The 17527-nt window shown below is 61.4% G+C and carries 17 protein-coding genes; 7 read left to right on the forward strand and 10 right to left on the reverse strand.

What is annotated here, in order from left to right; all coding sequences use genetic code 11:
• The first annotated feature begins 21 nt into the window (after positions 1 to 21).
• On the forward strand, positions 22 to 1311 hold the full coding sequence (locus F7R20_RS12960) for a hypothetical protein (protein ID WP_003202384.1): 1290 nt from the start codon (positions 22 to 24) through the stop codon (positions 1309 to 1311).
• 95 nt (positions 1312 to 1406) lie between these two features.
• The gene (gene nhaB / locus F7R20_RS12965; RefSeq protein ID WP_003202385.1) at positions 1407 to 2909 is read left to right on the forward strand and encodes a sodium/proton antiporter NhaB; all 1503 of its coding nucleotides are present in this window, start codon (positions 1407 to 1409) and stop codon (positions 2907 to 2909) included.
• Positions 2910 to 3069: 160 nt separating this feature from the next.
• Here nhaB and F7R20_RS12970 read toward each other — a convergent pair whose 3' ends face one another.
• Genes F7R20_RS12970 through gnd form a run of 3 tightly spaced genes read right to left on the reverse strand, consistent with a single transcriptional unit; the run spans position 3070 to position 6409 of the window.
• Entirely contained in the window at positions 3070 to 3891 is an 822-nt protein-coding gene (locus tag F7R20_RS12970) for an HAD family hydrolase (protein ID WP_003202386.1), read from the reverse strand.
• Positions 3888 to 5408, reverse strand: a complete 1521-nt coding sequence (gene zwf / locus F7R20_RS12975) for a glucose-6-phosphate dehydrogenase (RefSeq protein ID WP_003202388.1) — start codon at positions 5406 to 5408, stop codon at positions 3888 to 3890. Before zwf ends, F7R20_RS12970 begins: the two co-directional genes overlap by 4 nt.
• Positions 5405 to 6409 (reverse strand): phosphogluconate dehydrogenase (NAD(+)-dependent, decarboxylating), encoded by a 1005-nt coding sequence (gnd, locus tag F7R20_RS12980; RefSeq protein WP_223524515.1) that lies wholly within the window; start codon positions 6407 to 6409, stop codon positions 5405 to 5407. Before gnd ends, zwf begins: the two co-directional genes overlap by 4 nt.
• A 250-nt stretch (positions 6410 to 6659) precedes the next feature.
• On the opposite strand from gnd, the gene F7R20_RS31640 reads away from it, so the two are divergent.
• Together F7R20_RS31640 and F7R20_RS12990 are read left to right on the forward strand one after the other, a co-directional pair.
• A complete protein-coding gene (locus tag F7R20_RS31640) occupies positions 6660 to 6833 on the forward strand; it encodes a DUF6026 family protein (RefSeq protein ID WP_013693491.1) in 174 nt (57 codons plus the stop codon).
• A 382-nt stretch (positions 6834 to 7215) separates the two neighbouring features.
• Positions 7216 to 8955 carry a phosphoethanolamine transferase CptA gene (locus F7R20_RS12990; RefSeq protein ID WP_003202394.1) on the forward strand — a complete coding sequence of 580 codons (1740 nt, stop codon included), beginning with the start codon at positions 7216 to 7218 and terminating at the stop codon, positions 8953 to 8955.
• A 23-nt stretch (positions 8956 to 8978) separates the two neighbouring features.
• Here F7R20_RS12990 and F7R20_RS12995 read toward each other — a convergent pair whose 3' ends face one another.
• The 4 genes from F7R20_RS12995 to F7R20_RS13015 form a co-directional block, all read right to left on the reverse strand.
• Positions 8979 to 9473, reverse strand: a complete 495-nt coding sequence (locus tag F7R20_RS12995) for a GNAT family N-acetyltransferase (protein ID WP_003202396.1) — start codon at positions 9471 to 9473, stop codon at positions 8979 to 8981.
• A gap of 57 nt (positions 9474 to 9530) precedes the next feature.
• Positions 9531 to 10652 (reverse strand): cell division protein ZapE, encoded by a 1122-nt coding sequence (gene zapE, locus F7R20_RS13000; protein ID WP_003202399.1) that lies wholly within the window; start codon positions 10650 to 10652, stop codon positions 9531 to 9533.
• 272 nt (positions 10653 to 10924) lie between these two features.
• The gene (locus tag F7R20_RS13010; RefSeq protein ID WP_003202401.1) at positions 10925 to 11266 is read right to left on the reverse strand and encodes a nuclear transport factor 2 family protein; all 342 of its coding nucleotides are present in this window, start codon (positions 11264 to 11266) and stop codon (positions 10925 to 10927) included.
• A gap of 51 nt (positions 11267 to 11317) precedes the next feature.
• Entirely contained in the window at positions 11318 to 12034 is a 717-nt protein-coding gene (locus F7R20_RS13015) for a helix-turn-helix transcriptional regulator (RefSeq protein WP_003202404.1), read from the reverse strand.
• A gap of 289 nt (positions 12035 to 12323) precedes the next feature.
• Between F7R20_RS13015 and F7R20_RS13025 the strand changes: the two genes are divergently transcribed.
• Positions 12324 to 12794 (forward strand): LEA type 2 family protein, encoded by a 471-nt coding sequence (locus F7R20_RS13025; protein ID WP_003202406.1) that lies wholly within the window; start codon positions 12324 to 12326, stop codon positions 12792 to 12794.
• A gap of 1 nt (position 12795) precedes the next feature.
• Here F7R20_RS13025 and F7R20_RS13030 read toward each other — a convergent pair whose 3' ends face one another.
• Positions 12796 to 13719: a carbon-nitrogen hydrolase family protein gene (locus F7R20_RS13030; RefSeq protein ID WP_003202409.1), complete on the reverse strand. Its 924-nt coding sequence runs from the start codon at positions 13717 to 13719 to the stop codon at positions 12796 to 12798.
• An 86-nt stretch (positions 13720 to 13805) separates the two neighbouring features.
• Here F7R20_RS13030 and F7R20_RS13035 point away from each other — a divergent pair, with 86 nt between their 5' ends.
• Positions 13806 to 14714: a LysR substrate-binding domain-containing protein gene (locus F7R20_RS13035; RefSeq protein WP_033028117.1), complete on the forward strand. Its 909-nt coding sequence runs from the start codon at positions 13806 to 13808 to the stop codon at positions 14712 to 14714.
• A gap of 3 nt (positions 14715 to 14717) precedes the next feature.
• Here the strand turns inward: F7R20_RS13035 and F7R20_RS13040 are convergent, their stop codons facing one another.
• The gene (locus F7R20_RS13040; RefSeq protein ID WP_003181187.1) at positions 14718 to 14972 is read right to left on the reverse strand and encodes a hypothetical protein; all 255 of its coding nucleotides are present in this window, start codon (positions 14970 to 14972) and stop codon (positions 14718 to 14720) included.
• 162 nt (positions 14973 to 15134) lie between these two features.
• Here F7R20_RS13040 and F7R20_RS13045 point away from each other — a divergent pair, with 162 nt between their 5' ends.
• Positions 15135 to 15452 carry a DUF883 family protein gene (locus F7R20_RS13045; RefSeq protein ID WP_003202414.1) on the forward strand — a complete coding sequence of 106 codons (318 nt, stop codon included), beginning with the start codon at positions 15135 to 15137 and terminating at the stop codon, positions 15450 to 15452.
• Positions 15453 to 15617: 165 nt separating this feature from the next.
• Here the strand turns inward: F7R20_RS13045 and F7R20_RS13050 are convergent, their stop codons facing one another.
• A complete protein-coding gene (locus F7R20_RS13050; protein WP_003202415.1) occupies positions 15618 to 17495 on the reverse strand; it encodes a feruloyl-CoA synthase in 1878 nt (625 codons plus the stop codon).
• Positions 17496 to 17527 lie beyond the last annotated feature (32 nt).

Raw genomic sequence — 17527 nt, forward strand, 5'->3', positions numbered from 1 at the left:
GACACGCAAGGAGAGGCAGGCATGCTCGATCAATTCGCGTTTGTGTCCCCCAGGGCCATGGCCCACGCTGGGCAACTTGATCCAGGCTTTGCCACCAACGGCAAAGCCTGGGTTCATTTCGAAGACAGTACCTCGAGCCTGACCACCGGATTGACCCTCGATCACGCCGGACAAATCCTGGTGGCAGCCAGGGTCGAGACGGCCCACGGCAGTCGGTTCGGGCTGGCGCGACTCAACCACGACGGTGAGATTGACCCGGACTTCGGCACCCGCGGCTACGTGATCGGCGCGTTTGAACAGGGTTTCGAAGCGACGGCGGGCAAGGTGATCGTGTTGCCCGATGGGCATATCCTGCTGTCCGGCCTGCACTACGAAAGCAATGACCACACCCTTCCCGCCCTGGCGCTGTTCGACCAGCAAGGTTGCGCCGTTCAAAGCTTCGGCAACGCCGGCCGGCACGTCATCAGGCTTTGCGGCAATCTCTCCCAAGGCCTGCGCGACCCCTGGCTACCACCCGGCGTGCCGGGGCTTGAGGCTTGCGACATGCAAGTGCAGGCCGATGGTCGGATCCTTGTGCTCGCCAACCACCACTATCAATTTTCCGATCATGTCGGCGTACTGATCCGACTCTTGCCCGATGGGGCGTTGGATCCTTCGTTCAACGGTCGCGGCTTCGTGATGGTCCGACGCTTGTTGAAAAATACCTGGCTCGGCTGTCTGGTGCTCCAGGCTGACGGTCATATTGTCGTCGGCGGCGCCATCGACTTGCCCCAGCATGGCTTGATTGCCCGTTACGACAGCAGCGGCAAACTCGATGACAGCTTCGGCGAAAATGGCTTCCTGTCCATCCTGGCGCAGGGGCACAGCGTGATGGTCAGCCAAATCGTTCAGGATACGAGCGGTGATCTGCAGGTGTTCGGCAGCAGCCGTGATCCGATGCATAGCCTGTCACTGAAAGTACGCCCCGACGGCAAGCCGGACCGTCATTGCAACCAGGGCCAGTGCCAACTCATGGCGATCGGACGCAATGCCAGTCAGTGGACCGCCGCCCAGCTTCAAGCGGACGGAAAACTGGTGACCGCTGGCGCTACCATCGGTGGTATCGAGGCCGACTTCGTACTTGCCCGACATCTGCCAGACGCCAGCCTCGACCCGGATTTCGGCCAGGGCAAAGGCTGGGTTCGTACTCGACTCGGCTACAGCCTGGACACCGCCACCACCCTGGCTATGCAGGCTGATGGAAGAATCCTGGTGGGCGGTTATTCGCTCCAGGGGCATTATCGAGCGGTGGTTGCGCGGTATTGGGCCTGAGTCGGATTGTCGCGGGTGAACGGTATTTATTCTTACTCTTGATATTCCTCATTTCTTACGGCAAGTTGCGCGCTTCTAATTAAAAGGAGCAGCCGATGTCCGGTTCAATGGCTCAGGCTTTCGCGCATAACTTTCTGGGGCATTCCCCGCGCTGGTACAAGGCGTGCATCATCACGTTCCTGATCCTCAATGCCGTGGTGCTGTGGACCCTGGGCCCGGTTGTTGCCGGCTGGATGCTGGTGGTGGAGTTCATCTTCACCCTCGCCATGGCCCTTAAATGCTACCCGCTGATGCCCGGCGGCCTGCTGCTGGTCGAAGCCCTGGTGCTGGGCATGACCACCCCCAAGGCGCTGTACGATGAGCTGCTGCACAACTTCCCGGTGATCCTGCTGCTGATGTTCATGGTGGCAGGCATCTACTTCATGAAGGATCTACTGCTGTTCCTGTTCTCACGCCTGCTCCTGGGCGTGCGCTCCAAGGCGCTGCTGGCCTTGATGTTCTGCTTTCTCTCGGCGTTCCTGTCTGCGTTCCTTGACGCATTGACCGTCACCGCGGTGATCATCAGCGCCGCGGTCGGCTTTTATGCGGTGTATCACCGTGTGGCGTCGGGCAACGATCCGCGCCAGGACAGCAATGTCGATGAAGACCACGATCTGCCGTCGAGTCATCATGAAGATCTCAATCAGTTTCGGGCGTTTCTACGCAGCCTGCTCATGCATGGCGCCGTAGGCACAGCGCTGGGCGGCGTCTGCACCTTGGTAGGAGAACCGCAGAACCTGCTGATCGGCCATGAGATGGACTGGCATTTCATCGACTTCTTCCTGAAAGTCGCGCCGGTGTCGCTGCCGGTGCTGGTGGCCGGGCTGGTGACCTGCGTAGCCCTGGAAAAACTGCGCTGGTTCGGTTACGGCACGCTGCTACCGGACAACGTACGTGCCGTGCTGGCCGACTACGCCGAGCAGGACAATCGTGAACGCACCGCACGCCAACGCGCCGCCCTGATCGTCCAGGGTATTGCCGCGCTGATCCTGATCGTGGGCCTGGCCCTGCACATTGCCGAGGTCGGTCTGATCGGCCTGATGGTCATCGTGTTGATTACCGCCTTCACCGGCATCACCGACGAGCACAGGCTCGGCAATGCGTTCAAGGACGCCATGCCGTTCACCGCGCTGCTGGTGGTGTTCTTTGCGGTGGTGGCGGTCATTCACGACCAGCAGTTGTTCACGCCGCTGATCCAGTGGGTGCTGGGCCTGCCCGCCGACCAGCAGCCCGGCATGCTGTTCATTGCAAATGGCCTGCTGTCGGCCATCAGCGACAACGTGTTCGTGGCAACCATCTACATTACCGAGGTCAAGCAGGCCTTCGTCACCGGCCACATGAGCCGCGAACAGTTCGAGACCCTGGCGGTGGCCATCAACACCGGCACCAACCTGCCGAGCGTCGCCACACCCAACGGCCAGGCTGCATTCCTGTTCCTGCTGACCTCGGCGATCGCCCCGCTGATTCGCCTGTCCTATGGCCGGATGGTCTGGATGGCCGTGCCCTACACCGTGGTGATGGGTGGCTTGGGCTGGTATGCGGTGACTTACTGGTTGTAAAAAACTTGGAACATCGATGGCAAGGGGATCCCTCTGTGGGAGCAAGGCTTGCCCGCGATGAAGGCGATACGGTCTATCAGGAACCGAGGCGCCTGTTTCGCGAGCAAGCTTTGCTCCCACAGTGGGAATGAATTCCCCTGCCACCAAAGGCCAGGACATCCTATCGCGGCAAGATGTAGCGTTCGATCGCCAGCGCCGCACCGTCGTCAATAACCGCAGCGGTCACGACGTCCGCTTGACGCCGGATCGCCTCTTCCGCCTGCCCCATGGCAATCGACAATCCCGCGCGATGAAACATCGCCGGGTCGTTGCCACCGTCACCCATGGCCGCCGTCTGCTCCAGCGGCACATCGAGGAAGGCTGCCAGGGTCGACAGCGCTTCTCCTTTGTTCGCCTTCATGGCCGTCACATCCAGGTAGATCGGTTGCGAGCGCGACACCTGGGCCTGGTCCTTGAGCAGCGGATGCAACCGCGCCTCCAACTCCACCAGCAGGTCCGTGTTGGCGCTGGTGGCGACGATCTTGTCGATCCGCTCCAGGTACGGCTCGAAGCTTTCGACCTCTACTGGTGGGTAGCCCAGGCCACGCGTCTCCACCGGCACCATCGGACCGTTGGCGTCGCGCACCAGCCAGTCGCCATCGGCAAATACCCAGACTTCGATGCCGGGCTGATCGGCGTACAGGGCCAGTGTGGCCAGCGCTGCTTCGGGTGGCAGGTAGTGGACGGCAAGAAAGCTGCCATCGGGATGAACCAGCGTGCCGCCATTGAACGCCGCCGTGGGCAGGTCGACACCCAGGGCCTCGATCTGCTGCAACATGGCCCGCGGTGGCCGCCCGGTGGCGAGGCTGAACAGCACACCGGCCTCACGCAATGAGCGAACCGCCTCAATGGTGCGCTGGTTCAGGCTGTGGTCGGGCAACAGCAGTGTGCCGTCCATGTCGCTGAGCAAAAAACGGATGGGATGCTTCACCAGATCACTCATCCGAGGTCGTGCCAGACGCGACTGTCGCGGGTCAGCAAGTCATCGGCGGCCGCCGGGCCATCTTCGCCGGCCTTGTAGGGCTGGAATGCCGCGTCCTGCTGCCAGGCATCGAGGAACGGCTGCACGGCGCGCCAGCCGTTTTCGATGTTGTCAGCGCGCTGGAACAGCGTCTGGTCGCCGGTCAGGCAATCGTAGATCAGGGTTTCGTAACCCGTGGATGGTTGCATTTCGAAGAAATCCTTGTAGGCAAATCCCAATTCGATATTGGCCATGTCGAGTGCCGGCCCCGGCCGCTTGGCCAGCAGGTCGAACCACATGCCTTCATTGGGCTGAATCTGGATTCTCAAGTGCGTAGGTTGCAGTTCGTCGACTTCGGTGTCGCGAAACTGCGCGTAGGGCGCGGGCTTGAAGCAGATGACGATCTCCGTGTCCCGCACGCTCATGCGCTTGCCGGTGCGCAGGTAAAACGGCACGCCGACCCACCGCCAGTTGTCGATCATGACCTTAAGGGCGACGTAGGTCTCGGTGCTGCTGTCGGGCGCCACGTTGGCCTCCTGGCGATAACCTTTCACCGCCTTGCCACCGACTTCACCGGCCGCGTACTGGCCGCGGACCGAGTTGGCCCGGGCCTGCTCCACCGACCAGGGCCGGATCGCCCCGACGACCTTGGCCTTTTCCCCACGCACTGCGTCGGCACCAAACGCCGCTGGCGGCTCCATGGCCACCATCGCCAGCAGTTGGAAAAGATGATTGGGCACCATGTCCCGCAGGGCGCCGGTATGTTCATAAAAACTGCCACGGGTTTCCACGCCGACCGTTTCGGCGGCGGTGATTTGTACGTGGTCGATGTAGTGGTTGTTCCAGAACGCCTCGAACAGGCTGTTGGAGAAACGGCTGACCAGAATGTTCTGCACCGTTTCCTTGCCCAGGTAATGGTCGATGCGATAGATCTGTTTCTCGCTCATGACCTTGAGCAGGCAGGCGTTCAGCGCTTCGGCGGTGTGCAGGTCGGAGCCGAACGGCTTTTCGATCACCACTCGCCGGAAGGCCCCCTCCTGCTCCTGAAGCAGCCCGGCCGCACCAAGGCGGCTGACCACTTCACTGAAAAAGCGCGGCGCGGTCGCCAGGTAGAAAACCGCGTTGCCGGTGCCGCTGGCGGCGATTTTGGCCGCCAGCGCCTGGTAGGTGCTCTCATCGAGGAAATCACCCTGGACGTAGCTGATGCCCCGGGCCAGCTTGGCCCACAGCACCGGATCGAGCGCCCGGTCGGCATCGCCGCCCTTGCTCGCCGCTTCGTTACGGATGAAGTCCTCGAGTTTCTTGGCAAAATCCACATCGCTGATGGCGTTGTGGTCAACCCCGATGATGCGCAGCCCATCGCCCAGCAGACCGTCGCGACTGAGGTGGTAAAGCGCCGGCATCAGCAGACGCTTGACCAGATCGCCATGGGCGCCGAACAGAAACAACGTGGTCGGCGGCGCGGGTTCTGCCTTGGATTTGCTGCCGATCGAGGTCATTTTTTCGGCGTCTCCACGTGGCCGCCGAAGCCGAAGCGCATGGCCGAGAGCATTTTGTCACCGTACGTGCTTTGCTGGCGCGAGCGGAAACGGGCAAACAACGAACTGGACAGGACCGGAACCGGCACCGCTTGCTCGATGGCAGCCTCGATGGTCCAGCGCCCTTCACCGCTGTCGGCGACCTCACCGGAAAAACCATCCAGTTTCGGATCGCTGGCCAACGCGTCGGCGGTCAAGTCCAGCAGCCAGGACGACACCACGCTGCCGCGACGCCAGACTTCAGCGATATCGGCCACGTTCAGGTCGAAGCGCTGCTCCGGTGGCAGGCTTTCGCTGGATTTGGTCTTGAGGATGTCAAAACCCTCGGCAAAGGCCTGCATCATTCCGTATTCGATGCCGTTGTGGATCATCTTCACAAAATGCCCCGAACCGGCCGGGCCAGCGTGGATGTAGCCACGTTCGGCGCGGTCATCGTCGGATTTGCGGTCACGGGTGCGCGGGATGTCGCCCATGCCCGGCGCCAGGCTGTCGAACAGCGGGTCCAGGCGCTTCACCACTTCGGCATCACCGCCAATCATCATGCAGTAACCGCGTTCCAGGCCCCAAACGCCGCCGGAGGTGCCGACATCGATGTAGCTCAGGCCTTTTTCCGACAGGGCCTGGGCGCGACGGATGTCGTCCTTGTAGTACGTGTTACCGCCATCAATGATCACATCGCCCGGCTCCAGCAGTTCGCTGAGGACGTTAATGGTGTCTTCGGTGGGTGCGCCGGCCGGCAGCATGACCCAGACCGCCCGAGGCTTCTCCAGCCCGGCGACCAGTGCCGGCAGGTCCGCGACGCCCGTGGCGCCTTCCTGACGCAGGTTTTCGACAAAAGCGGCGTTGCGGTCGTAGACGACGGTGGTGTGCCCATTGAGCATCAGGCGCCGCGCAATATTGCCGCCCATGCGGCCCAGTCCAATGATCCCGAGTTGCATGTGCTGATGCTCCCTACTACAAATAAAGGTGTGTCAAAGATTTAACACTATCGACTAATGGAGGTTAGTCCAGAGCATTGCTGCATAGTTTCCGGGTAATTCGAGCGATCACAAGGGATAACGCTCAAGATCCGGCCGAAGACACAGCGACCATGAAAAATAAAAAAGTTCCAATCACAAGCAAAAGAAATCAGAATCGGCGCCGATAGTAGAGGTGTCGACCAAATACTGGCGACATCTCTATAGTTGATGTACGCCATTTGCGAGGTGAGCAATGGGCCCTGTCGTTACCGCACGTCCTCCCCAAACCCTTTATGTGACCATTCGTCGCGATGAATTGCGCCTACTCAAGGAAGAACGCGATCTACTGCTTGATGAAGTGACGCAACTGCGCATGCAGTTGCAACACGCACAGTTGTCCCACCAGAGCCAGTCCCTGGCTCGGTAACCGCCCCAGAGGCACAGCGCCAGGAAGTGACACTGGCCAAACCGGTGTCATTTCCATGCGAGTCCGCCATGCACACTTGTGGCGAGGAGATCTGTCCCCACAGGGCTGTGGGAGCAAAGCTTGCTCGCGAAACAGGCGCCTCGGTTCCTGAAGGACCACATCGTTTTCATCGCGGGCAAGCCTTGCTTCCACAGACACATCCCCTGCCACAAATAAATCCCTCCCCCCAGGTGCTCGCACCCCGTTATCGATTTGTATTCGAAAAACTCACAAACTTTTCACAACCGACTCGTGATACTCCCCGCCTTTAAGGTTGCTCGGCGTATGCCTGCGGTCACCAATCCGGTGCAGACAGCGTCGTCGACAAAGGCTGGAGCGCTTGATGAGTTTGTTCAAACGCAGCAAAACGACTGCGAAAGGTTTCGACTGGGCCGGGCTTGGCTGGCTGTTTCTGTTCTTCTGGTACTTCTCTGGCATCACCCAACTGCTCATTCTGTTGAGCGACACCTCCGGCTTCACCGGCTTTCGCCAAGCGTTCGTGATGAGCGCGGTGTGGTTGGCGCCCATGCTGCTCTTCCCCGCCCGCACGCGCGTGCTCGCGGCCTTGATCGGCGTGGTGCTGTGGGCCTGCTCCATGGCCAGCCTCGGCTACTTCTTCATTTATCAGCAAGAATTTTCCCAGAGCGTCATCTTCATCATGTTCGAATCGAACGTGTCTGAAGCCGGCGAGTACATGACACAGTATTTTGCCTGGTGGATGGTGGCGGCGTTCCTGGCCCACACCGCCGTCGGCTATTGGCTCTGGACCCGCTTGCGCCCGGTGTACCTGCCCCGGGGCCAGGCCATGGTCGCAGCAGTCGCCATTGTCTTGGCCGTGGTCGGTTATCCGCTGATCAAGCAGACCCAGCGTACCGGCAGCTTTGCCGGTGGCCTGGAGAAATTCGAAGATCGCATCGAGCCTGCGGTGCCGTGGCAGATGGTAGTGGCGTATCGTCGCTATGGTGAGCAGTTGGAGAACATGCAAGGCATGCTCCACAGCGCCAGCAAGATCGCGCCACTGCGCAACCTCAAGGACGCCATGGCCGACCAACCGGCCACTCTGGTGCTGGTGATCGGTGAATCCACCAACCGCCAACGCATGAGCCTCTACGGTTACCCGCGGGAAACCACGCCAGAGCTGGACAAGCTCAAAGGCCAGCTGTCGGTGTTCGACAACGTCATCACCCCGCGCCCCTACACCATCGAAGCGCTGCAGCAGGTGCTGACGTTCGCCGACGAACAGAACCCGGACCTGTACCTGAGCACCCCGTCGCTGGTGAGCATGATGAAACAGGCCGGCTACAAGACCTTCTGGATTACCAACCAGCAGACCATGACCAAGCGCAACACCATGCTCACGACCTTTTCCCAACAGGCCGACGAGCAGGTGTACCTGAACAACAACCGCAACCAGAATGCCGCGCAGTACGATGGCGATGTGATCGAGCCATTCAACAAGGCCTTGGCCGACAGCGCCCCGCGCAAGCTGATCGTGGTGCATCTGCTCGGCACCCACATGAGCTACCAGTACCGGTATCCGCCGACCTTCAACAAGTTCACCGACCGCCAAGGCGTACCGGCAGGCCTGCGTGATGATCAGGTCCCGACCTACAACAGCTACGATAATGCGGTGCTGTACAACGACTTCGTCGTGTCCAGCCTGATCAAGGACTACGCCAAGACCGACCCCAACGGCTTCCTGCTGTACCTGTCGGACCATGGTGAAGACGTGTTCGACTCCTCGGGCCACGGCACCCTGGGCCGTAATGAAGGCAAGCCGACCGCGCCGATGTACACCATCCCCTTCATGGCCTGGGCCTCGCCCAAGTGGCGCGAAAGCCATGACTGGAACTTTGCCGGCGACCTGTCGCGCCCCTACAGTAGCTCGCACCTGATTCACACCTGGGCGGACATGGCTGGCTTGAGTTTTGATGAACTGGACCACAGCAAGAGCCTGGTCAGCGCGGACTTCAAGGCGCGCCCGCTGTTGATTGGCGACCCCTATCAAACCCCACGCAAGGCCCTGATCGACTTCAGCCTGATGCAGCCCAAGGCACCGGCGGCTGCAGTCGTGCAGAAATAACCGAACCCCTTAGAAGCCCGCTTTTACAGGGGCTTGATCCAGAACTCCATAGGTCCGTGGGCCGGGTCGAACATGCCGGCGGCAAAGCCGAACTTGGCATAGCTGGCCTGGGCCACGGCATTGCCCTCGAGCACTTCCAGGGTAATCTTGCAGCAACCACGCTGGCGGGCGATGTCCTCGACCTTCTGCAGCATCTTCTGGCTCAGCCCGAGCCCACGAAAATCCTTCATCACCGCCACGTCGTGGACGTTCACCAGTGGCCGGCAGGCAAAGGTTGAAAAACCTTCGAAACAATTGACCAGCCCCGCCGGCTCGCCGTTGACGAAAGCCAGCACGCTGAAGGCATGAGGGCGCTTGGCCAGTTCCTCGGGCAGATGCAGCAGCACCTCTGCCGGCAATGGATGCCCCCCGCCCATCGGGTCCTGTGCATAGCCGTTGAGCACATGACAGATCGCTTCGGCGTGAACCGGGTTGGTGTAGCTGGCTTGCAGTACAAGGATGTCCTTGGCTTCTTCCATGACCTTCCATCTCACTTCGTTAGTGCCGCCAGCTCGAAGCCGTCGGCGGGATACAGGTCAGGTTCGCTGACCAAAACGTTGCATTTGCATTTCCTGGAGGCGGCTGAGGGTACGGCGAAACGGGAATTGCAGATAGCCCTCGGTATACAACTCATCCATCGGCACCAGGGCCGAAAGGCACAACGGCACCTTGCGGTCATAACACTCGTCAACCAGGGCGATGAAGCGCCGTACACCATCGTCATGGATCGACAACTGCGGCAATTCGCGATCACCGGCCTCGACCCGTTCGACACCGTCTTCGGTGCCACGGGCAATGCGCCCTTCGCGTTGTTCGGCGCTCAGGCACGGCACGTCACTGAGCAGGATGACGCTGAAGCGGTCGCACAGCGCCATGAAATCCAGCGCCGAGAACGGTTGCTCGCACAGGTCGGAGTAACGGCTCCAGAGCACGGTATCGCTGGCCCGAACCGGTTCAAGCAGGCGATGACCGACCTCGATCGGCGCAGTGCTCGACGCTTGCCCGGTGGTCAACTGGTTGAAGACCTCCCCCAGCGGATCAGGTTGCCCGGGATCGCGCAGCCAATAACGTTGCTGTAACTGACCTGGGTGCTGGCGATGGTCTTGCCAACCGTTCACCGGCACGACCTGCATGTATCGATTGATCGCGGTGATGGTCGGCAGGAAACGCTCGCGGTTGTGGCCGTTGGCATAGAGTTCTTCCGGCGGCAGGTTGGAGGTACTGACCATCACCATGCCCAGCTCGAACATCACCTGGAACAGGCGCCCGAGGATGATTGCATCGCCGATGTCGTTGACGAACAGTTCGTCGAAACACAGCACCCGTACTTCAGCACTCAACTCCCGGGCCAGGGCCTGCAAGGGATCCGGCGTGCCAGTGAGCTGAAATGAACGCTGATGCACCCACGCCATGAAATGGTGGAAGTGTTGTCGACGGGCCGGCACCTTGAGGCTTTCATAAAAGCGGTCCATCAGCCAGGTCTTGCCACGTCCCACCGGGCCCCAGAGATAAACGCCCTTGATCGACTTGCGACCTTCGTGCAACGCCTTGTGGCATTGCTCCAGTGTCATGATGGCCAGTTCCTGGGCCTCGTCCTGGACGAAGCCGTGGTGTTCGATGGCATGCTGCCAGGCACTCAAGGGGGAGTCGAAAGTCATACGGCCCGGGTCCGGAAAACGAAGGTGGGGAGTATGCCATGGCGGACGACTGCAGGAACCCTGCGTGGATCTGTGGCGTGGGGTTTATCTGTGGGAGCAACATCTTGTGAAAGCATGGCCTTTGGGAGCATGGCCTCTGGAAGCAATGGCCTGTGGGAGCATGGCTTGCCCGCGATAGTCGCGCCGCGGTCCAACAGCCAAACCGCGTTATCGTTCATCGCGGGCAAGCCTTGCTCCCACAGGCCTTGCTCCCACAGACCTGAGTGCAGAACTTAGATCGAGATATCCAACCGACTGATCTTGCCCTGCTCATCGAGCCGGAAGGTGTAGCGTAACTCCAACGGGCTGCCGGGGAATGTCCCGGAGATCAGGTTCTGCACCAGCACCTTGCCAGTGCGTTGCTGCACATTGAGGACTTCCACCCGCGGCTGGAAGCGCTGGGCGGTGTCTTCCATCCATTGGGCGATGGCCTGGGTGCCAACACGGTGCTGGCCTTCATCGAACACGTTGGCATCCTCGGCGAAGAAACGCGTCACCGCCGAACTGTCACGGGCATTGGCGGCCGCGATGTAGCCGGCGATGGCCGGGGCCAGGGAAGAGACGGGATTGGACATGGTACGGCTCCTTGTTTTATCGATCTGGCACTATGCTAGAACAGCGTTGTGTCAGTTTTTGTCAGGAGTGAAACGCCCGGTTTCGTCCAGCTTCATCAGCGCAAACCAGTCGCGCAGCAAGTCGCTGCGTCGGCCCGGATAGCGCTCGCCCTGCTCGGTGGCAGAGGCAATCCGGTCAGTGCGAAAAGTCCGATAGGCGCCGCGCAATTCACACCAGGCCACCACCACCCGCGCTTCATTGAAAAAGCCCAGGGCCAGCGGCCAGATCAAGCGTTGGCTCGGGGTCTTGTTCACATCGGCGTAATCGATATGCAGCTTGGCCTGGGCGCGAATGGCCTGGCGGTACACATTCAGTTCCACCGTGTTCTGCGGATAGCCATAACCCGGTGGACCGGGCAATACCGTGGGGTTGCGCAAGGCGTCTCGCACATCGGGGGCCAGCACTGCGGCGACCTTCGCCAGGGCGTCGGCGGCGGCCTTGCCCAGCACCTCGTCGGCGCGCTGATCGACGTAGCGCAAGCCCAGCACAATGGCCTCGATTTCATCGGCGGTGAACATCAGTGGCGGCAGGAACAGGCCGCTGCGCAAGACATAACCGATGCCCGCCTCGCCCTGGATCGGCGCGCCGAGGGCGGTGAGTTCGGCGATGTCGCGGTACAAGGTGCGCTCGGAAACGTTCAGTTCACCCGCCAATGTCGCAGCGGTGACCGGGCAACGCTTGCCCCGCAAGACTTGCAGCAAAGTGAGCAACCGAGAGGTACGCGACACGATGGACTGTCCGGAAAGAAAAAGTTGACGCAGATTAGCAGAGGCTGGTGTCAGAAACTGTCAGGAGCCATGATCCTTGTTTGGACCCAGAGCAAGGTGGAATCTGCCCCCGCAAGGCTGTGGGAGCAAAGCTTGCTCGCGAAACAGACACCTCGGTTCCTGAAAGACCGCATCGCCTTCATCGCGGGCAAGCCTTGCTCCCACAGGGTGGTTTGCCGTTGTCATGGGGCCGCTGTGGGTTATCGTACTCAATCGTTTCCGAGTTTTTTCCTTTCTTGAGAGTCTATCCATGCGCAGAATCCTCGGCCTTTCCGTTTTCCTGATACTGCTCAGCCTGAGCGCCTGCGCCCTCTTCCCGCACCGTGACCCGCTGAACATCAACGTAGTCGGCATCGAACCCTTGCCCAACCAGGGCCTGGAGGTGCGTTTCGCCGTGAAACTGCGCGTGCAGAACCCCAACGAAACCGCCATCGACTACAACGGCGTGGCGCTGGACCTGGAGGTCAACGACCGTACGCTGGCAACGGGGGTCAGTGACCAGAGCGGTTCGATCCCGCGCTTTTCCGAGGCGATCCTCAGTGTCCCGGTGAGCATTTCGGCGTTTTCGGTGTTGCGCCAGACCTTGGGCCTGAGCCAGACCCAAGGTCTGGACAACCTGCCCTATGTGCTCAAGGGCAAGCTCGCCGGCGGCGTATTCGGCACCCTGCGCTTCGTCGACCGCGGAACCCTCGACCTGCCGGGTTCCGCCGCCAGCTGGTGAATCATGCCGTGAAGCGCACGCCGGGCTTGGCGCGCTCATCCACCACCAACTCGAACACATCCGGCCTGGCGTAATGCCCCACCACGTCATAGTCGTAGCGCGCCCGCACCAGTTCATCGGTGTCGATTTCGGCGGTGAGTAACCCCGCCGTGTCTTTCAGCGGCCCGGCCAGCACGTCGCCCATGGGCCCGACAATCACGCTGCCACCAGCAATCAACGGCCGCTCGGCCGGCCAGTGCGCGACCTCGATACCCAGGGCCTGCGGCGAAGCCTGGACCTGGCAGGCACTGACCACAAAGCAGCGACCTTCGTGGGCGATATGGCGCATGGTCACCTGCCACATCTCCCGCTCATCCACCGTCGGCGCACACCAGACTTCCACGCCTTTGGCGTACATCGCGGTGCGCAGCAGCGGCATCATGTTTTCCCAGCACACCGCCGCGCCGACCCGACCGACCTGGCTGTCGATCACGGGCAAGGTCGACCCATCGCCCTTGCCCCAGATCAGCCGCTCGGTGCCGGTGGGCATCAACTTGCGGTGCCGGGCTACCAGGCCTGCATCGGGTTCGAAATACAGCGCGGTGCAGTACAGGGTGCTGCCGACACGCTCGATGACGCCCAGCACCAGGCTCGCCCCTGTACGCGCCGACAGCCCGGCCAGCGCTTCGGTTTCAACGCCGGGCACGTCAATGGCATTGGCAAAATAGCGGGCAAACGCCTCGCGCCCCTCCGGCAGCCGGTAACCCAGTTGAGTCCCGAACCCCTCGCCCTTGGGATAGCCACCCAGCAGCGCTTCAGGCATCACCACCAGGCGCGCGCCGGCCTCGCGAATGGCCTCTTCGTAGGAAAGGATCTGTGCCAGGGTCTCGCCCTTGCCGCCAGGCAACGAGCCGATCTGCAGGGCAGCCACAATGGATTTGGGCATGTTTTTTCAACTCCTTGATCATCAGGTGTTGCTGATTCTCAAGCAGCGGCCGATCATGAATAAAGCCCTGAATGCTGCTAAATGATATGAGCCTTATGAATATCGCTGACATCGACCTCAATCTGCTCAAGACCTTCGAAGCCCTGCATGACGAATCCAGCGCCAGCCGCGCCGCCGTGCGCCTGGGCGTGACCCAGTCGGCCATCAGCGCTGCGCTGCGCAGGCTTCGCGGTTTGTATGACGATCAATTATTCGTGCGCACCGGCCGGGGCCTGGCGCCGACGCTGCGGGCCAATCAACTGAAGCCGGTGATCAGCGAAGCATTGGATAAATGCCGCCAGAGCCTGGCGATGGTCGACCCGGATGCCAGCCATTACGAAGGCCGCTCGGTCATCGTCGGCCTGTCGGACGATTTCGAAATTGCCCATGGGCGACGCCTGATCGAAGAAGTGGCCCACCGCGCGCCGGGCCTGCGCTTGATTTTCCGCCAGACCCACAGTCAGATCGTCGGCCGGGCCCTGATGGAGCGCGACCTTGACCTGGCGATCACAGCGGGCGGTTTCGCCCAGCGATTGCTCAGCCGTCAGGTGTTGGGCGAAGGCGATTACGCTTGCCTCCTGGACCCGGCGAGCCTGGCGCAGGGCCAGCAATCCCTCAGCCTGGAGGCGTTCGTGGCCCGTGAACACCTGCTGGTGTCTTCGGGTGGTTTCATCGGCATCACCGACGAAGGGCTGGCCGGGCTTGGCCTGAGTCGGCGAGTCTGCGCCTCGACCACCCACTTTGCCGCGTTGCCGTTCCTGCTCAAGGGCAGTCAGGCCGTGGCGACCATCCCGACCCATGCCGCCCGGGCCATCGCCGACCTCAGCGGCCTGGCCTTGCTGCCCTGCCCCCTGGCCTTGCCCCGCTACCCCATCGAGTTGGGATGGCGAACCCACACGCAAATGGAGCCGACTATGCTCAAGGTTCGCGAGGCCCTTACGGCAACATTCGCCTAAGGCTTACTTGTTGGCAGCCATCAGTCGATTGACCTCACTGCGCACCATGTTGGCGTACTCCGGCGGCGACATGCCGTCCAGTTCGGCACGCACCCACTCGGCCCACTTGCCCTTGCGTTTGGAGCGCTCGCCGAACAAGCGGGCGGCATCGCCCTTGGCCTTGCCCAGGTTGTTTTGCCACAGTTCAAAAAGTCGGGATTTTTCGTCTTCCAGCGCGGCGCGCTCGGCCAGGGGCTTGTCAGCCAGATTGAAGCTCATGGGAATTACCTGTTGCGTAAATAGGCGCCATCTTACACCTTGGAGGGAAACGTCTTAACCACGATTTGTGATGGACTGCCCTGCCAGCGCCGAGCGTTGCAACTTTTTAACGGGCACGGCACTCCATTGTTCAATGCCATCATCCACACAAGGAGTACTTCCATGGCCCGTAAAGGCACCGTGCAAGCGAACGGAGAGCAAATCAAGGATCAAGCCTTCAGCGAATTGACGGCTCTGATTGAAGAATCGGAAAAGCTGCTCAAAAGCAGTGCCTCGCTGGTGGGCGAAGAGGCCGAAGACCTGCGAGGCCAGATATCCCAGAAACTGCAACAGGCGCTCGACTCAGTCACCAGCACGCGGGAACGTACCCGTCCCATGGTCGATGCCACTGAGGTCTATATTGGCGGCCACCCCTGGCAGACCGTGGCGATTTCCGCCGGTTTCGGCCTGGTGGTGGGTTTGTTGCTAGGACGGCGTTAAACACCACAAACCAGTCCCCGGACCTCATGTGGGAGCGAGCTTGCTCGCGATGACGGTGAGTCAGGCAACATCTCTGCTGCTGAACCACCGCTATCGCGAGCAAGCTCGCTCCCACAGGAGTTTGTGGATGAGCCTGCCACTTATGAACATCCACAAGGTTTTGCTTTAAGCCACAGGTCCCGCCCGCAGGATCGACACATCCTCCCCGCGATACAGCGCCTCGACCTTCCCCGCCCGCCACTGCAGCACCGCCCGTTGGTTGATCGAGCCTTTGTCGGTGATTTCACCACGGTCGATGGACGCCGGTTCATCGAGCAAGGCGATCCACTCCACGCGACTGGCGTTGCCGCTGGCTTCGCGGTTCAGGCGTTGCAGCCAGTCGGCGAACCATTGGCGTACCGGCGGGCTGGCGAGGACCTGGGCGTCGCTGGCCTCCCCGCCCAGGCCCGACAAGCGTCGGCATTCAGCAAGCCGTGGGAACACCAGCGCCCCCAGGCACTCGCGATCCGGCGCGGTGATCACCAGGTCCTGGACGTAGGGCGTGCCCTCCAGCACCGCGCGGTTGCGCAACGGCCCGACGCTTACGAATACACCGGAAGACAATTTGAAGTCCTCGGCGATCCGCCCATCGAACATCAGCCCCAGTTGCGGATTGCTGGCATCGGCCAACTTGATCGCATCCCCCGAACAATAGAAACCCTCCTCGTCGAATACCTCGGCAGTTTGCTGCGGCGAGCGCCAGTAGCCGGGCATGATGTGCGGCCCGCGAAAACGCCCTTCGAACTTGCCGTCCACCGGCACTAGCCGGACTTCGCAGCCGGGCGCCGGAAGGCCAATGTAGCCGGCCATGGACAACGGCCCGGTGGTGAAGGTGCAGGACGGCGCCGCCTCGGTCATGCCCAGGCCCGCCATCATGCGGATACGTTCGCCGCAATGCTGTTCGGCGACCTTGTCGAGCCGGTCCCAGGTGCTTTGGGACAAACCCGCTGCCGCAAAGAAGAACAGACTGATGCGCTTGAAGAATCGCTCGCGCAACTCACCGTCCCGCTCCAGGGCGCTAACCAGCTCCTCCCAGCCCTTGGGCACGGTCAGGTAGGCGGTCGGTGAAATTTCCTTGAGGTTGCGCAGGGTTTCGGCGAAGCCCTGGGCGGTGGGTTTGCCGTCGTCCAGGTAGAACGTGCCGCCGTTGTACAACACGATGCCAACGTTGTGGCTGCCACCGAACGTGTGGTTCCACGGCAACCAGTCCACCAGCACCGGGGGCGCCTCGCCGAACACCGGAAAGGTCTGCAGCAGCATCTGCTGATTGGCGCAAAGCATACGCTGGGTGGTGATCACCGCCTTGGGCAGTTTGGTGGAGCCTGAGGTAAACAGGAACTTGGCGATGCTGTCCGGGCCAGTGGCGGCGAACGCCTGCTCGGCCTCGGCGCCGCCGGGTTGGGCCAGCAGGCTGGCGAAGCTTGTCCTCGACCGGCCAGCTATCTCGCCACGCACCGTGATCAAGGGCACGTCCGCCGGCAATACGGCAGTGATTGCCCGCTCGAACGGTGCGGCTTCGCTGACAAACACCAGCCCCGGCTGCAACAGATCGCAGACGTGACGCAGCTTGGCGAAATCCTGGGACAGCAATGAATAGGCCGGCGAAACCGGGCAATAGGGAATACCGGCGTACATCGCGCCGAGGGCCATTTGCAGGTGCTCGATGTCGTTGCCGGAGAGCAGCGCCAAGGGTTTCTCGGCCGATAAGCCGTAACCGAGCAGGCTTTGGGCGATGGCCCGGACACTGTCGAGCATTTGGGCATAACTGACACGACACCAGTCACCACCGGCTTCACGGGCGGCGATAAACGTCTGCTCTGGGCGCACCTCGGCCCAGTGCACCAGGCGCTCGAGCAACCGCGCCGGCAGCGGGGCCAGAGGCTCCAGGGAGCGCATGTGCAAGATGCCACGCTCTTCCCGGACTTCGACGGCAGGATGACCAATCGACACCTGGCGATACCGCCTGGCCTCGGGTCGGGAGGACGGTCTGGACTCGAAACTCACGTACATTTCCTCCACCAAGGCACACTCGGGTC

Source organism: Pseudomonas brassicacearum subsp. brassicacearum, assembly GCF_008801605.1.
In the GTDB taxonomy this organism is placed as follows: Bacteria; Pseudomonadota; Gammaproteobacteria; order Pseudomonadales; family Pseudomonadaceae; genus Aquipseudomonas; species Aquipseudomonas brassicacearum.

Excerpts from the sequence above, each read along its gene's own strand:
- F7R20_RS12960 (WP_003202384.1), top strand. The coding sequence starts at position 22 with ATGCTCGATCAATTCGCGTTTGTGTCCCCCAGGGCCATGGCCCACGCT.
- nhaB (WP_003202385.1), top strand. The coding sequence starts at position 1,407 with ATGTCCGGTTCAATGGCTCAGGCTTTCGCGCATAACTTTCTGGGGCAT.
- F7R20_RS12970 (WP_003202386.1), bottom strand. The coding sequence starts at position 3,891 with ATGAGTGATCTGGTGAAGCATCCCATCCGTTTTTTGCTCAGCGACATG.
- zwf (WP_003202388.1), bottom strand. The coding sequence starts at position 5,408 with ATGACCTCGATCGGCAGCAAATCCAAGGCAGAACCCGCGCCGCCGACC.
- F7R20_RS31640 (WP_013693491.1), top strand. The coding sequence starts at position 6,660 with ATGGGCCCTGTCGTTACCGCACGTCCTCCCCAAACCCTTTATGTGACC.
- F7R20_RS12990 (WP_003202394.1), top strand. The coding sequence starts at position 7,216 with ATGAGTTTGTTCAAACGCAGCAAAACGACTGCGAAAGGTTTCGACTGG.
- F7R20_RS12995 (WP_003202396.1), bottom strand. The coding sequence starts at position 9,473 with ATGGAAGAAGCCAAGGACATCCTTGTACTGCAAGCCAGCTACACCAAC.
- zapE (WP_003202399.1), bottom strand. The coding sequence starts at position 10,652 with ATGACTTTCGACTCCCCCTTGAGTGCCTGGCAGCATGCCATCGAACAC.
- F7R20_RS13010 (WP_003202401.1), bottom strand. The coding sequence starts at position 11,266 with ATGTCCAATCCCGTCTCTTCCCTGGCCCCGGCCATCGCCGGCTACATC.
- F7R20_RS13025 (WP_003202406.1), top strand. The coding sequence starts at position 12,324 with ATGCGCAGAATCCTCGGCCTTTCCGTTTTCCTGATACTGCTCAGCCTG.
- F7R20_RS13030 (WP_003202409.1), bottom strand. The coding sequence starts at position 13,719 with ATGCCCAAATCCATTGTGGCTGCCCTGCAGATCGGCTCGTTGCCTGGC.
- F7R20_RS13035 (WP_033028117.1), top strand. The coding sequence starts at position 13,806 with ATGAGCCTTATGAATATCGCTGACATCGACCTCAATCTGCTCAAGACC.
- F7R20_RS13040 (WP_003181187.1), bottom strand. The coding sequence starts at position 14,972 with ATGAGCTTCAATCTGGCTGACAAGCCCCTGGCCGAGCGCGCCGCGCTG.
- F7R20_RS13045 (WP_003202414.1), top strand. The coding sequence starts at position 15,135 with ATGGCCCGTAAAGGCACCGTGCAAGCGAACGGAGAGCAAATCAAGGAT.